12 protein-coding genes are annotated in these 13,885 nt (G+C 71.5%); 7 read left to right on the plus strand and 5 right to left on the minus strand.

All coding sequences use genetic code 11. From position 1 onward, the window contains the following. Nucleotides 1-167 precede the first annotated feature (167 nt). Entirely contained in the window at nt 168-818 is a 651-nt protein-coding gene (locus AB0J90_RS09635) for a UbiX family flavin prenyltransferase (protein ID WP_363593983.1), read from the plus strand. Between the two features lie 62 nt (nt 819-880). On the opposite strand, the gene AB0J90_RS09640 is transcribed toward AB0J90_RS09635, so the two are convergent. Continuing rightward, nucleotides 881-1,162: a BldC family transcriptional regulator gene (locus tag AB0J90_RS09640; protein WP_363593985.1), complete on the minus strand. Its 282-nt coding sequence runs from the start codon at nt 1,160-1,162 to the stop codon at nt 881-883. Nucleotides 1,163-1,410: 248 nt separating this feature from the next. On the opposite strand from AB0J90_RS09640, the gene AB0J90_RS09645 reads away from it, so the two are divergent. Next, entirely contained in the window at nt 1,411-1,878 is a 468-nt protein-coding gene (locus tag AB0J90_RS09645; RefSeq protein ID WP_363593987.1) for an Lrp/AsnC family transcriptional regulator, read from the plus strand. Between the two features lie 12 nt (nt 1,879-1,890). Here AB0J90_RS09645 and AB0J90_RS09650 read toward each other — a convergent pair whose 3' ends face one another. From AB0J90_RS09650 to AB0J90_RS09665, 4 genes are all read right to left on the minus strand, one after another. Further along, nucleotides 1,891-2,529 carry a putative glycolipid-binding domain-containing protein gene (locus AB0J90_RS09650; RefSeq protein ID WP_363593989.1) on the minus strand — a complete coding sequence of 213 codons (639 nt, stop codon included), beginning with the start codon at nt 2,527-2,529 and terminating at the stop codon, nt 1,891-1,893. A 131-nt stretch (nt 2,530-2,660) separates the two neighbouring features. Beyond that, on the minus strand, nt 2,661-4,385 hold the full coding sequence (locus AB0J90_RS09655) for a DEAD/DEAH box helicase (RefSeq protein ID WP_363594370.1): 1,725 nt from the start codon (nt 4,383-4,385) through the stop codon (nt 2,661-2,663). A 522-nt stretch (nt 4,386-4,907) separates the two neighbouring features. Continuing rightward, entirely contained in the window at nt 4,908-6,680 is a 1,773-nt protein-coding gene (locus AB0J90_RS09660; protein WP_363593991.1) for a hypothetical protein, read from the minus strand. 206 nt (nt 6,681-6,886) lie between these two features. Further along, the gene (locus AB0J90_RS09665) at nt 6,887-8,404 is read right to left on the minus strand and encodes a C40 family peptidase (RefSeq protein ID WP_363593993.1); all 1,518 of its coding nucleotides are present in this window, start codon (nt 8,402-8,404) and stop codon (nt 6,887-6,889) included. Between the two features lie 304 nt (nt 8,405-8,708). Here AB0J90_RS09665 and mqnE point away from each other — a divergent pair, with 304 nt between their 5' ends. The 5 genes from mqnE to pstA all read left to right on the plus strand — a co-directional run bounded on the left by mqnE (nt 8,709) and on the right by pstA (nt 13,820). After that, entirely contained in the window at nt 8,709-9,878 is a 1,170-nt protein-coding gene (mqnE, locus tag AB0J90_RS09670; RefSeq protein ID WP_326561494.1) for an aminofutalosine synthase MqnE, read from the plus strand. 114 nt (nt 9,879-9,992) lie between these two features. Then, nucleotides 9,993-10,412 carry a hypothetical protein gene (locus tag AB0J90_RS09675; protein ID WP_363593995.1) on the plus strand — a complete coding sequence of 140 codons (420 nt, stop codon included), beginning with the start codon at nt 9,993-9,995 and terminating at the stop codon, nt 10,410-10,412. Between the two features lie 345 nt (nt 10,413-10,757). Further along, nucleotides 10,758-11,294: a hypothetical protein gene (locus AB0J90_RS09680; RefSeq protein ID WP_363593997.1), complete on the plus strand. Its 537-nt coding sequence runs from the start codon at nt 10,758-10,760 to the stop codon at nt 11,292-11,294. Beyond that, nucleotides 11,294-12,331: a phosphate ABC transporter permease subunit PstC gene (gene pstC, locus AB0J90_RS09685; protein WP_363593999.1), complete on the plus strand. Its 1,038-nt coding sequence runs from the start codon at nt 11,294-11,296 to the stop codon at nt 12,329-12,331. Before AB0J90_RS09680 ends, pstC begins: the two co-directional genes overlap by 1 nt. Nucleotides 12,332-12,380: 49 nt before the next feature. Beyond that, nucleotides 12,381-13,820, plus strand: a complete 1,440-nt coding sequence (gene pstA / locus AB0J90_RS09690) for a phosphate ABC transporter permease PstA (RefSeq protein ID WP_363594001.1) — start codon at nt 12,381-12,383, stop codon at nt 13,818-13,820. The last annotated feature ends 65 nt before the right edge of the window (nt 13,821-13,885 follow it).

A 13,885-nucleotide genomic window follows, 5' to 3' on the forward strand; every position in this document is an offset into this window, starting at 1 on the left:
AACGACCGGTACCGGGCCTGCGGAGAAGCATGGCATTTCCATGTCTGCCTGGCATTACTCAATCGCGTCGATGGACCACGGGGATTTGCCGCCGACCGGCGTGACCGGGGCCGCCGGGTGGTGGGCCGGTGGCACGCCCACCGGCCCGACCGGGCAGGCTTGGGGGTATGCGCAGGCCGTGGGTGGTGGGGGTTTCCGGAGCATCGGGTACGCCGTACGCGGCGGCGGTCATCGGCGGGCTGCTGGACGCCGGGGCGGCGGTGGACCTGGTGGTCTCCCGGGCAGCCCGGCTCACCATCCTCGACGAGACCGGTACGGCGTTCCGGGACGCGTACTGGCGCGACGACCTGGGCGCCTGGCTCGGTCGCGACCTGTCCGGTGCCGACCTGGCCTACTGGCCGGCCGGTGACCTTGCCGCCGGTCCGAGCAGCGGGTCGTACCCGGTGCTCGGGATGGCGGTGGTGCCGGCGAGTACGGCAGCGTGCGCGGGCATCGCCATCGGCCTGTCGAAGGACCTGCTGCAGCGCGCGGCCGAGGTGAACCTGAAGGAACGCCGGCCGGTGGTCGTGGTGCCCCGGGAGACTCCGGTGACCCGCAGTCACCTGGAGCATCTGATCGCGCTGCACGACGCGGGGGCGGTGGTGCTACCCGCCAGTCCCGGTTTCTACGGCGCGGGCGCGTCGGCCTCGGCGGGGCAACTCGTCGACTTCGTCGCCGGCAAGGTGCTCGATGCGCTCGGTGTGCCGCACTCGTTGTTCCAGCGGTGGGCCGGCGAACTCGGCGCGGGCCGCGCTCAGGGCCCGGATCGGGCCGGGTGAAACCCCGGTCCGGGCCGATGAAGCTCGGCCCGAGCCCGGGTGTTACCCAGTGGCCTAACTGATCAGTGCAGGCCGACGTTGCCGGCGCTGGCTGAATTCGGGCCTGTCGGCGTTGCCGGACCGGTATTGCGCGGCCGGTTGGCTATGCTGTCGTCGACCTCATCGAGCATGCCCTCGCCCTCGAGCAGAGCACGCACCTCCGACTCCCGGAACCGCCGGTGCCCGCCCGGTGTCCGGATGCTGCCGATCCTGCCAGCAGCAGCCCATCGGGTGACGGTCTTGGGGTCGACGCGGAACAGCGCAGCTACCTCGCCCGGCGTCAGCAGACGATCTCCAGTGTCCACAGCCCCCTCCTCGCGTCCACGAAGTCCCCGGACTGGTAAGACCGCCCCCGGGACAAAAGTGCCTGCCAGAGCCTTCGGTGGGGACGTACGGCAATTACAGCACCGCCAGAGTGTCGTGTCCGGCGAACGCGAAAACGCCCTGAGTGGGAAGTTAGCTTGGCCGATATGTGGTTTTTACGCGCTTTGAGCGCGGAGCACTGCCTACCGGTCGTTACCCATCCCATCCACCGGGATAGTGTCTACAGTCCGTGGACGCCATCGACCTGGTACTCGTCGATCTGCTGCAGACCAACGCCCGGCTCTCCTACGCCGAGCTGGCCCGGCAGGTCGGCCTCTCCGCGCCCGCCGTACACGAGCGGGTGGGCAAGCTCGAAGCCGGCGGGGTCATCCGCGGCTACCGGGCCGAGGTGGCGCCGGAGGAGGTCGGGCTCGGCGTCACCGCACTGATCGGCATCGTGCAGGACTCCGGCGGCGACACCGACGACGTGCTCGCCACCTTCCGGGAGATGCCCGAGATCGAATCCTGCTACTTCATGGCCGGCGTCGAGTCGTTCCTGCTCAAGGCGCGGGTCGGCACCATCGCCGAACTGGAGCAGCTGATCGTACGGCTGAACCGGACCGCCGGTGTCGCCTCGACCCGGACCGGGATCGCCCTCTCCACCAAGTGGGAGAACCGCCCCCAGCCCCGCGGCTCCCGCACCCCCGACGCGAGCTAACCCGGACGTGAACTAACGGCGTACCTCGGTGCCGACCCGCTCGGCCAGGCCCGGGTAGCTGACCACGTAACCGTCCGCGTCCAGGCCGAGGTCCGCCTCGAAGTCGTCGTCGCGGAAGCGTACGTTGCCGCCGTCCAGCGCCGTGTAGACCTGTTCGGAGGGAACCACCAGCAGGCTCGGCACCAGCACCCAGGCGACCGTGATCCGGTGCACCGTGCCCGGTGCGGCGTCGCGCAGCCCGAGTCGGCGTACCGGCAGGGTGTTGAACAGGGGGGCACCACCGAGGTCGATGTCGAGTGCGTTCACCAACCGGTCCGGCTCCTCGATCCCCGGAATGCCGGCTCCCGGCGCCCCGGCGGCGGACAGGGCGCCGTCCAGGTCGCCCTGTTCGGCGGTGCTGGCCCGCCAGCGCCCGGCCGCCCGCTCCAGCCGCAGGCTGCGCAGCCAACCAGCGCCCTCGACGCTCACCTCCAGCCGTACGGCCGCCCAGCTCTCGTCGGTGGTCAGCTCGTACCGGCAGGTGTAGGGGAGTGGATCCACCGCCAGTGCCACACCCCGCGCGAGCAGTCCACGGCGGTCGTCGAGCAGCACGTGGTCGGCGCCCGGCACGTCCGTACGGTTCCAGAGCAGCGATCTCGGCATCATCGGCATGGGGCGGACGTTACCGCCGGCAACGACGCCGTGCCGGCCGTGACGCCAGGACGAACAAAAGCGGCGGGTGCTGCGCCACGGTCGAACCGTGCCGCACCACCCGCCGCCCTCAGCGCCGGAAAGCGCGAAAATCAGTGCGTACGGGTCGGACGCCGCGCGCCGAACTGACGGTCGCCACCGGTACGCGGACGATCGCCCTGGGCGTCGGCCGGCCGGTCGTGCCGCGGCGCACTCTCGTGCCGGTACCCGCCACGGCGGTCGTCGGACCGCCACTCGCCACCGGAGCGCCACTCGCCCGCCGGACGTCCACCGGCAGCCCGGTCACCCTGCGGCCGGTCGCCCTGGGGACGGTCGCCCTGGGGACGGTCACCGAAGCGGCGCTCGCCCTGGGGCCGGTCACCGAAATTGCGGTCGCCCTGCGGCCGGTCGCCGTAGCGGCGCTCACCCTGGGGGCGGTCGCCGAAATTGCGGTCGCCCTGCGGCCGGTCGCCGTAGCGGCGCTCACCCTGGGGACGGTCGCCGTAGCGACGCTCACCCTGCGGCCGGTCACCGTAACGGCGCTCACCTTGGGGGCGGTCGCCGTAGCGACGCTCACCCTGCGGCCGGTCGCCGTAACGGCGGTCACCGCCGCGGGGACGGTCGCTGTAGCGCTCCGGCTCCACGACCACCGGCACCCCGCTCGGCGCCTGGGCACCGGTCAGCTCGGCCAGCACCGCGTCGCCGGGGCGTACCCGGGTCTGCGCCGGCTCGACACCGGCCTTCTCCAGCATCGCGAGCGTGGTCCGGCGCTGCTTCGGCAGGACCAGGGTCGCCACCGCACCGGACTCACCGGCCCGTGCGGTACGGCCGGCCCGGTGCAGGTAGTCCTTCGGGTCCTTCGGCGGGTCCACGTGCACCACGAGCGAGACGCCGTCGACGTGGATGCCCCGGGCGGCCACGTCGGTGGCGACCAGGACACTCGTCCGGCCTTCCTTGAACTCGGCCAGGGTGCGGGTGCGTACCCGCTGGGTCTTGCCGCCGTGCAGCGCCCCGGCGCGTACGCCGACCGCCGCGAGCTGCTCGACCAGCCGGTCCACGCCCATCTGCGTACGGGCGAACATCATCGTGCGGCCCTGCCGGGCGGCGATCGACGCGGCGATCGCGAACTTGTCGTGCGGCGGGATCAGCAGCAGGTGGTGGTCCATGGTGGACACCGCGGCGGTCGCCGGTGAGGTCGAGTGCGTCACCGGGTCGTGCATGAACCGCCGGACCAGGGCGTCGACGTCACCGTCGAGCGTGGCCGAGAAGAGCAGCCGCTGGGCGTTCGCCGGCGTCTTGGAGAGCAGATCGGTGACCTCGGGCAGGAAGCCCATGTCGGCCATCTGGTCGGCCTCGTCCAGCACCGTGATCTCGATCTCGTCGAGCTTGCACACCCCACGGGCGATCAGGTCACCGAGCCGGCCCGGCGTGGCGACGATGATCTCCACACCGCGGCGCAGCGCATCGATCTGCCGGTCGTACGGCACCCCGCCGACGGCGGTCTTGAGGAACACGCCGACGGCCTTGCCCAGCGGCACGAGCGCGTCGTTGACCTGCATGGCCAGCTCGCGGGTCGGCACCAGGATGAGCGCGCGGGGGTGCTGCGGCCGGGCTCGGCCACCGGCCGCGACCCGAGCCAGTACGGGCAGGCCGAAGGCCAGCGTCTTGCCGGAGCCGGTCTGGCCACGGCCGAGTACGTCCCGACCGGCCAGCGCGTCCGGCACGGTCGCCTGCTGGATCTCGAACGGCGTGCTGATGCCCTCGCGGTTGAGGGCGCGGACCAGCTGGTGCGGCAGGCCGAGCGCCGCGAAGTCCCGGACGGCGACCGGCTCGGCCACCACGGGCGCCGCCGCCTCGGACGGCTCGTCGGCCGCGGCGGTCTCCTCGGTCGCGACGGTTTCGTCGGCAGCAAGCTCGGTCGCGGCCTCGGCCGGCGACACCTCGATTGCCGGCGCGACCTGCGCGGCGGGGATGACCGGTGCGGACACGGGGGCCTGCGCGGTCGGGGCGAGCTGACCGGTCGATTCGGCCCGGGCGGCCGGGTCGGGCTGGTTGGCACTGTCGACAGAGTCGAAGACGGACGGGAACGTGCTGGGATCAGCGAAGGGCGTCAAGAAAAACCTCTCAAGCGGGGCGCATCTTCGCGAATGGCCCGCTGCGGCTAACGTCCGCCGCTGAATCGCCCGCAAGATCGCCCAGGGGCGCGCTTTGTGCGCGCCAGGTCAGTAATCGCGTCAAGTGTACGGCTTCTCGGCACGGCTGCCATCGACCGACCCCGGCCAGTGGGCAGGGTCACCCCACCGGACAACCCGTTCCGGCCAACGCTACGGCCAGCGTGGATGCCCGGTGGGCTCGGCCGCTCAGCTCCCGAGCAACCCGCCGAAAATGGCGCTGAACGTGTCTCCGGCGGCGAACACCACGAGCAGGCCGATCGCCACGAGCACGGCGAGACCGGCAACCAGCACCCCGATCATCTTCCCGGTGCCCGCGTTCGACGCCGACGAGTCCGCCCAGCCCTGGGCCAGGATGTGCCCGGTCAACGAACCCGTGTTCTCCACCGGGTTGCCGATCGGGATGGCGACCGTCATGTCCGCGGGCGGGGCGCTGTCCGGTCCGCCGTACACGGTTCCGCGACCACCCTGCTCGGCTGCCTTCCGGTGGTCTGCCCCCGGAAGCCGGATCGGCTGGGTGGCCTCCGCCGACGGTCTGGTGATCGGCTGGGTGGCCTCCGCCGACGGCGGCCTGGTGATCGGCTGGGTGGCGTCGGCCGACGGCGGGGTGGCGGTCGCGGGCGGCCGGGTGGTCGACGTACGCGCGGTGGTGGTGATCCGTTGGGTGACGGCGGGCGCCGCCGACGCCGGGTACGTCGTGCCGGTCATCGCGGGTGGCGGCGGGAACGGCGGCACCGGTGCCGGTACGGGCGGTCCCGGCGGGACCGGCGGTGCCGGCGGCACGGGACCCGGTCCGGGGGGCGGCGGAGTCGGCCGTGGCGGTGTGGGACCGGGGACCGGAGGCGTCGGCCCCGGTAGGGGCGGAGTCGGCGTGGGAACCGGTGGCGCGGGGAACGGAGCCGGTGCCGGTCCGGGACCGGGCGGGGTCGGCGGAGCGGGCCGCGGCGGTTCCGCCGGCTTCGGTGGCTCCACCGGATCCGGCGGCCGGGGCGGGTTGGGCGGCTCGACCGGCCCCGACTCCTCGACCGGCGTAACCTCCTCGACCGGCGCCGCGTCCTTCACCGACACCGCCTGCCCGGCCGCCGTGGTTCCCGTCACCGGCGCCGGGTCCTCGACCGGAGTGACGTCCTCGACCGGAGCCGCGTTCTCGACCGGAGTGACGTCCTCGACCGGAGCCGCGTTCTCGACCGGAGTGGTGTCCTCGACCGGAGCCGCGTCCTCGGCCGGAGTGGTGTCCTTCACCGGGTTGGCTCTTGCGGACAGGGCGGCGTATTCGCCGGTCCGGTACACCGTCGCCCGGCTGGCCGGCGTCGACGTGCCACCGGCCCGCTGGTCGGCGGCGGGCGGGGCGGCGCCGGGCACCGCTGCACTGGCGCGTGCCGCCGGGTTCTCGCCCAGCAGTCCGGAGCGCTGCGTGGGGACCACGTACGTGACCGTCGGGCCGGCCTTCGGCGGGTCGGAGGGCACCGGTGGTGTGCCCGTCGACTCCTGCTCCGGCTCTTTTCGGGGACTGCCGAACGCCGACCAGGGCAGGTCCGCCTGCGGCGTCTTGGGCGTACGGCGTTGCAGCGGGATGCTGCTCGGGGCAGCCCGGATCGGCGCCGGCTGAGCTGGGGTGGGCTCCGGGTCCGGACTGCCCGGCTCGCCGGCCCGGTACGTGGTTCCCGTCGATACGGTCGCCGGCACGGCAGCCAGCTCGGCGGCGCTCGGTACGGCACCGGCGACACTGGCCGCTCGTCCTCGTACGGCCGGGTTGTCGCTGTCGGCCGACCCGGTGGTGCCCACGGCCGCACCCGAGGCGGCGTCGTCCGCCACAGCCGGCTCGGCGCTGCCGGTGGCGGTGGTTGGTTCGACGGCACCGGCGGTCGGTTCCGGCCCGGCCGTGTCCGGTGGTGCCGTGGTCAGGGTCGCACTACTCGACCCGACCGGTCCCACCGTCGGCGGTGTCTGCTCTTGCGCCATCGTCTGCCTCCCGCGCCCGCGCCCGGACCGGTGGCGCCGGACCGGGAGTGCCCTCGATCCTCACCGTGCCACATCCGGGCACGGGCGGACAGTCGGAGCCCGTTGTCCGGTTCGAAGAGACGCGACGATCGAGCCGTCGACCCGAACGCACCGGGCCCGCCATGAGGCGGGCCCGGTGGTCACATCCGATCGACGAAACCCCTGTCCTAGGTGGTGCTCGGCGTACCGCCCGCCGTCGCCGGGGGCGTGGTGCGAACGGGCGGGTTCGGTGTGGTCGTCGGTACGCCGGCCGAGGTGGTCACGGGCACGTCCGGGGTCGGCTGCGGCGTGGTCGGCGCGGGCGTCGGGTCCGCCGGGGTGGGCGCGGTGGTCGGGGTGTCGTCGGGCGTCGTCGGGTCGTCCGACGGCGTGGGCGGTGGAGTCGTCGGCGGCGGGGTCGTCGGCGGTGGCGGGGTGGTCGGAGGCGGTGGCGTCGTCGGCGGTGGAGTGGTTGCCGGCGGGGTGGTCGGCGTCGTCGTCGGCGGGTTGGTCGGCGACTTCGTCGGACCGGTGACCGGTGCGTCCACCGGGTCGAAGATCCGCGTCGCGGCGTAGAACCGCGACCACCAGACGGTGGAGACCTTCACCACGTCGCCCGAGTTCGGAGCGTGCACCATCTTGCCGCCACCGATGTACATCGCCACGTGGTGCACGGTGGTCCAACTGCTGCCCGAGGCGAAGAAGATCAGGTCCCCGGGGAGCAGCGAGTAGCGGTCGACCGACCGGGTACGCGTGGTGTAATACTGGTCCTTCGCCACCCGGGCCAGCTCGTACCCGACGCCGGGGGAGCGGTACGCGGCGTACATCAGACCGGAGCAGTCGAACGCGTTCGGACCCTCGGCCGCCCAGACGTACGGGTCGCCCCGCTGGGCGAGTGCGTACTGCACCGCCTTGAGCGCCTTCGGGTTGGCCACCTTGCCGGCGACGCTGTCGTTGCCCACTCCGGCCGGGCTGAGCTGCTGCTCAGCGGTCTCCCGGGCCTTCTCGATCGCGGCTAGCTGGTCGGCGTTGTCCCGCTTCAGCTTCAGCAGGTCGGCCTCGAGCTGCTTGTACGCGGCTTCCTTGGTGGTGAACAGGGCGGCCGAATTGGTCGCGGCCGTCGCAGCGGTCAACTGCGCTTCGCGAGCGGCCTGCTCGGCGTTGCGGGCCCGGGTCAGCTCGCGAGCGGGCGCGATGCTGTCCGCGCCGGACTGCTCGCCCTTCTGTAGCCGGCTGAGTGCGCCCAGATCGTGCAGGTCGGAGCCGAGGGCGCCCGGCGGGAGCCCGGCGGCGTCCTTGAACGCGTCGGCGGCCGCCGCGTCGGCGGCCTCCTGCGCCTTGGTCAGCTCCTGGTGCGCGGTCTGCCACTGCGTGTTCGCGGTCACCAGCAGCCCGGCGGCGGTGTCGCGATCCGTGCGTAGCTGGAGTAACTCCTCACCCAGCAGGGCGAGCTGCGTCTCCTTGGCCTGGATCTGGGTGGCGAGCGGGCCGTTCAGCAGCGCCGGAAGCGGGGTCCGGGGACCGGTCGAGCCGGGCGGGGCGGTCGCACCGGGCAGGAGCAACGTACCGACCACGGCGGGCCGGGCGCCGGCATCGGGCACGGTGGTCGGGGCCGGATCCGCGTAGACCGGGCTGGCGAAGGCGAACGCGACCGCCGCGCTCAACAGTGCCGACCAGGCCAGCGGCCGTAGCACGGGGTTGATCAACGGTCGTCTGCGTCGTCTCGGTCGGCTGCCCGTTCTCATTGCCATTCCGCTCCCCATCCAGCATCAAGGGCCCCGGGCGGTGGTGCCCCGGTGCCCTCGTGTCCGGCGATGTGCCCGGCGTCCCACTTTTGTCTACCGCACCACGGCAAGGAAGTCGATTGGCGTAGGGGTAACAAGAGCCTGAGAGTCTGATGACAGCCGGACGTCCGGTGAACTACGTCGCTGTGGGGCCGGCCGTCCGGGTGCCGGTGCCGGGACCCACGTACGCTCGGTGCTGGATCGTAGGGAAGGGACGGGCCCCGACATGGACGCCGGACGCAAGCGCGAGCTGGAAGAGAAGGTCTACGCCGGGGAGCGGCTCAGCCGCCAGGACGGTGAGGACCTCTACGACAGTGACGACCTGGCGTGGTTGGGCCGGCTGGCCCATCACCGCCGGACCGAGAGCAACGGCGACCGGGTGATGTTCAACGTCAACCGGCACCTGAACCTGACCAACGTCTGCAGCGCCTCGTGTGCGTACTGCTCGTTCCAGCGCAAGCCGGGCGAGAAGGACGCGTACACGATGCGGATCGAAGAGGCCGTACGCAAGGCCAAGGAGATGCAGGACGAGCAGCTCACCGAGCTGCACATCGTGAACGGGCTGCACCCGACCCTGCCGTGGCGCTACTACCCGAAGGTGCTCCGCGAGCTGAAGGCCGCGCTGCCCAACGTGAAGCTGAAGGCGTTCACCGCGACCGAGGTGCAGTGGTTCGAGAAGATCAGCGGGCTGCCGGCCGACGAGATCCTGGACGAGCTGATCGACGCCGGCCTGGAGTCGCTCACCGGCGGCGGCGCGGAGATCTTCGACTGGGAGGTCCGCCAGCACATCGTGGACCACGCCTGTCACTGGGAGGACTGGTCGCGGATCCACCGGCTGGCCCACTCGAAGGGTCTGCGTACCCCGTCGACGATGCTCTACGGCCACATCGAGGAGCCGCGCCACCGGGTCGACCACGTGCTGCGGCTGCGTGAGCTGCAGGATGAAACCGGTGGTTTCACCGTCTTCATCCCGCTGCGCTACCAGCACGACTTCGTCGACTCGGCGGACGGCAAGATCCGGAACCGGATCCAGGCGCAGACCACGATGGCGTCACCGGCCGAGTCGCTGAAGACCTTCGCCGTCTCCCGGCTGCTCTTCGACAACGTGCCGCACGTGAAGTGCTTCTGGGTGATGCACGGGCTGTCGGTGGCGCAGCTGTCGCTCAACTTCGGCGTCGACGACCTGGACGGCTCGGTGGTCGAATACAAGATCACCCACGATGCCGACTCGTACGGCACGCCGAACACGATGCACCGCGACGACCTGCTGCACCTGATCTGGGACGCCGGGTTCCAGCCGGTCGAGCGGGACACCCGCTACAACGTGGTACGGGAATACGAGCGTCCGCCGACCCTGGCGCAGCGCCGCGCGGAACCGCAGCAGGTCTGGGCCTGATCCGGCCGGGGCCCGACCCGGCTCCGGTCGCCTGCTCTTAACCTGCTTCATGTCCGGCGTGTGTGTTGGCGTGCGGGCCGGGTCAGGGTTCCCGCGTAGCTTCCATTCACCGTGATGATTGATTATGTCGACCGTGGTCGAGTCGGGACCGGGCGTCGGAACCAGAAGCTCCGCCGTCCGCTGCTCGCCGCCCTGATCGTCCTGATGGCCACCGCGATCCTGGGGCTGTCCGGCTACGCCGCGGCGGCACCCACGCCGACGCCGGCCGGCACCGGTCCGGTACGCATCACAGTGGAGATCGGCACCCCGTCGGCCGGGCCCAGCCCGACGGGCAGTCCCTCGGCCAGCCCGAGCCCGACCGTCAGCGCCAGTCCCACCGGCAGCCCGTCGACGAGTCCGACCGCACCCGCACCGGGTGCCGGGGGGAACCTGCCCCGGACCGGACTGCCGCTGCTGTTCATCCTCGGCGCGGGCACCCTCCTGCTCATGGTCGGGCTGGGTCTGCGCGTACTCGCGCGTCGGCGTACCGCCTGACCCTCGGTCTGCCGCCCGACCAGCCCCACCCACCCGCCCGGATCGAAGCGCTCGCGTCGATCCGGGCGGTCGTATATGGAATGCCTTGATGCTGAATTGGACGTGGCAGAGCGCTATTGACCTATTGAGCTGCCTGGCGCTAATTGGTGCTACTGGGCGTTATCGAGTCAATGCATGGTACGCCCGCATTTGATCACCCCACGTGAACTGATGTTCACCCCGTGCATGTCTGGCGTGAGCGTACGGCTATGCGCACCGTCACAGGCTGTCCGGAGCCTGATCGCGTTAGTCGCTTACGGCGACGCCCACAATTGCGCGCCTCGCGCGCTTGACGGGAGGGGTCTGGTGCAGCAGTCGCGCTTCGTCTTCCTTTCCATGCCGACAAAGTCGAACGGACAGGTGGACGAGGGTGCCGAGGAGGTGCTGTGGATGCTCGTCTCACCCAACAATCGGCAACTCGGTCGTGGTGAAGAGGGTTGGCGTACGTATGCCGAGTGTTGGGCGGCGGTGGTCCGGTTGCGGGACGAGCACCGGCGGGCCGACGCGGTGGCCCTGACGGACGAATTCACCGGCCAGTGGGCCTGGCGATTGGATCTCGACAACGAGACCGTGGCCGTTTCCAGCCGGTCGTACCTGCGCGCCCGCGAGTGCAGCTACAACCTGGAACGGTTCCTGGCGGCCGTACCGACAGCCGAGGTGGTCGAGGGGACACGGGCCGTCCGGCGAGGTCGGCACCCGGTACGCGATCACGAGCCCGCCACCGAGCGGCGGCGCGGAGGCGTACCGCTTCGGTCCGGGATCTCCCCGATCCGGACCCGCCTCTCGGCCGGTGCCGCCGATCCCGCGCACCTGCGCGACGACGAGACGAATACCAGGCTGTGATGCGTACGCTCGATTCGCTGTCCACGACGGTCCCCAGCGCGCCGGACGGGCCGCCGGACGCACCGCGTCCGGCGCGGCAACGGCGCAGTCCGGCGGACCTGGCGTTCCGGGGTCTGCTCGGTGGCGGCGGCCTGGTGGTGCTGGCCGTGATGCTGCTCGTCGGTGGCTTCCTGCTGTTGCAGGCGCAGCGGGCGCTGGACGTCGCCGGCTGGTCGTTCCTGACCCGGCAGGAGTGGGAGCCGGATGCCGGAGCCGGCCACTTCGGCATCGCCGCGGTGCTCACCGGCACGGTGCTGATCGCCCTGGTCGCCATCACCTTCGCGGTGCCGCTGGCGACCGGTACGGCGCTCTACATCTCCGAGTACGCGCCGCGCCGGATCAAGCAGACCCTGATCAGCCTGGTCGACCTGATGGCCGCCGTGCCGAGCGTGGTGTACGGGCTGTGGGGGGCGTTCCTGCTGACCGGCAACGTGGTCGGCCTGGCCCGCTGGATCTCCACCTACTTCGGCTGGATCCCGCTGTTCGCCGTCGAGGGTGGGGATCCGCGCGACCCGCTCGCCTCGGAGTCGGTCTACACCGCCTCCACGTTCATCGCCGGCATGGTGGTGGCGATGATGGTGACGCCGGTCGCCTGCTCGATCATGCGGGAGGTCTTCTCCCAGGCCCCGGCCGGCGAGCGGGAGGGTGCGCTGGCGCTGGGCGCGACGAAGTGGGGGATGATCCGCTCGGTCGTCCTGCCGTTCGGTCGGGGCGGCATGATCGGCGGCACCATGCTCGGGCTCGGACGGGCCCTGGGCGAGACGATCGCCGTCGTCATGATCATCTCGCCGATCTTCCAGATCCAGCCGCACATCCTCCAACTCGGCAGTAACTCGGTGTCCGCACTGATCGCCCTGCGCTACGGCGACGCGACCCCGATCGGCATCTCGGCGCTCTTCGCCGCCGGACTCGCCCTGTTCACCATGACGTTGATCGTCAACTTCTTCGCCTCGATCGTCATCGCGCGCAGCCGTTCCGGCGCGGCGAGCGAGGCCTGAGCTGGTGCCGACGTTGACCCCGAAGCACGCGATCGAGGAGCACACCGGGATGTCGACCGAGACACTGTCCCCGGCGGCGGCCACACCCGTACCCGAAACCACGCGGGACCGGGTGCGGTCCACCACCATCCCCGCGACCGCGCCGGACGCGGCCGGCACCGAGGTGCGGCGCCGGACCGCGACCGTGCGGCACACCGACCTGTACGCCGGGTTCGGCGCCACCGTCGCCGCGCTGAGCCTGGTCGCGCTGATCTATACCCAGCTCGCGCCGTTCGACGGCGTACTCGGTTTTGTCGTCCTGGCCTACGTGGCGTTCATCGGCTTCTACGCGCTGCTCGTCTCGCTCGACGAGGACGGCCCGGCGGTACGCGACCGGGTGGTCGGCGCGCTCGTGCACAGCGTGGGGTTCCTGCTCCTCGCGGTGCTGCTGCTGGTCATCGGCTACACCCTGGCTCGCGGGTGGAAGGCGATGGTCCACCTCAACTTCTTCACCGAGGACATGTCCGTCACCTCGCCGCTCGCCGCGCTCGACGAGGGCGGGGTGCTGCACGCGATCGTCGGCACGCTGGAGCAGATCACGCTGGCGCTGACGATGACCGTACCGCTGGCCGTGATCTGCGCCGTGTTCCTCAACGAGATACCGGGCCGGTTCAGCCGCATGGTCCGTACGATCGCCGAGGCGATGACTGCGCTGCCGTCCATCGTGGCCGGTCTGTTCGTCTACGCGACGGTGATCCTGTCCCTCGGCTACGACCGCTCTGGTTTCGCCGCCTCGCTCGCGATCAGCGTGATGATGCTGCCGATCATCATCCGGGCGTCCGACGTGGTGATCCGGTTGGTGCCGGGAAACCTGCGGGAGGCCGCGCTGGCGCTCGGCGCCTCCCAGTGGCGCACGGTCTGGCACGTCGTCCTGCCCACGGCCCGTTCGGGACTGACCACCGCCGTCATCCTCGGCACGGCGCGGGGTGTGGGCGAGACCTCCCCGGTGCTGTTGACCGCGGGGGGTGCCGACGCGGTCAACTTCAACCCGTTCAAGGACTGGCAGAACTCGCTGCCGCTGGTCACGTACAAGTCGGTGGCCCAGCCCTCGGAGAACATGGTCGCCCGGGGGTTCGGTACGGCCGCCACGCTGATGCTGCTGGTGCTCCTGCTGTTCATCCTGGCCCGGCTCGTCGGCGGCCGTGGTCCCGGACAGCTCAGCCGGGGCCAGCAGCGTCGCCGGGTCCGGCAGTCGGCGCAGGACCGGGCGCGGTATGCCCGCCGCGAAGCAAGCCCGGTGGACATCTTCGACCTCTCCCCGGCCGCCGACCAACCGGCCGCCGACCAACCGGCCGCCGACCAACCGGCCGCCGACCAACCGGCCGCCGACCAACCGGCCGCCGACGGACCGGCCGGTGCCGATCCCGGCGGGCACGCCGCAGCCGGACCGGGGCCACGGACAGCCCACGAGGCAGTTTCCCGAAATGACAGCGAGGACCGAAATGCTTGACAGGACGTCTTGGAGCAGGCGGCCAGGCGCGGGTTGGCGCAGGCGGGCGGGTGCGGGGCTGCTCG

Source organism: Micromonospora sp. NPDC049523, from assembly GCF_040676775.1.
Lineage (GTDB): Bacteria > Actinomycetota > Actinomycetes > Mycobacteriales > Micromonosporaceae > Micromonospora_G.